This is a genomic window from Oceanimonas baumannii (assembly GCF_002245495.1).
Classification (GTDB): domain Bacteria; phylum Pseudomonadota; class Gammaproteobacteria; order Enterobacterales; family Aeromonadaceae; genus Oceanimonas; species Oceanimonas baumannii.
The window spans coordinates 1-949 of record NZ_NQJF01000060.1 but is presented as its reverse complement, the minus strand read 5'-3'; the positions used below and the strand labels follow the sequence as shown (position 1 = coordinate 949).

The window sequence follows — 949 nt, the reverse complement described above, 5'->3', positions numbered from 1 at the left end:
AGATGTGTATAAGAGACAGGTCCACCACAATCAGGTGTTCGGCACCCAGGCGACTTTGCAGGTCGGCGGATTCGATCACCAGCGGCAAGCCAGAGAAGTCAGGCATGTGAGGTCTCCTGGGCATAAAAGTTGGCGATAAAGGATGGCGATTGTAGCGCAAGCATCAGGCGCCGCGGTTGGTAAAGCAGTGCAGGGCCTTTTCGATGCATTGAGCGGTTTTGCCGAACGCCTGCACGGTGGTTTCCGAGAACGGACCGCCGCCCTGGTCGGCCACCATCAGCATCACGACTTTGCCGTTGCAGCTCAGGGAGCGCAGCAGCAAGTGTTCGCCATTGAACAGGCGGCGCAGGATCGGCGGCAGCAGCGCGGAGAACTGCGCGTGGTTGTCCGGTGTGAAGCGCACCTGGGCGGATTTTTCCAGCAGACGCTGGAGCATTGTGCTGTGGACCACATCCAGGCTCAGGTTGGCGGCATCCTTGGGTAGGCCGTCGACCTGATGCACGCGCAGGGTGCTTTGGGCGCGGTCGGTCATCAACAGCATCACCCGTTGCATGCCGCTGGCAACCAGCGCCTCCTTGGCGCAGGTAGTCAGGTGCATGGCGTTGGCAAAGCGGCTCGGTTCCATTAGCAGTTCGGTGCAGCGGCTGCGCCACACGGCCAGCGCCTCGGCGGTGGGCGGCGGGGCGGGCAGCAAACCACGGTGGATCTTCTGCACATGCCACGGCCAAATCAACGACAGCGCCGGGTGCCAAAGGTCGGGCATCAGCGTGGTGCGGGCGCTGGTCACTGCCTGTTGATGGACTTGCTGCTGCACTTCGGCCAAGGGTTGTTGCAGGTACAGAGCGGTGAGGAATTGCCAGCGCTGCGTGTGCGGGCAGGTCCAGGATTCTTGGGCGGACATCGCTAGGCCATTGGCCAGCAGTACGGTGTCTGTCTCTTATACACATCT

1 protein-coding gene is annotated in these 949 nt (G+C 61.7%); it reads right to left on the bottom strand.

Annotated elements, in window-relative coordinates:
• Positions 1-163: 163 nt before the first annotated feature.
• Positions 164-901 carry a hypothetical protein gene (locus B6S09_RS18170; protein ID WP_211281102.1) on the bottom strand — a complete coding sequence of 246 codons (738 nt, stop codon included), beginning with the start codon at positions 899-901 and terminating at the stop codon, positions 164-166.
• Between the last annotated feature and the right edge of the window lie 48 nt (positions 902-949).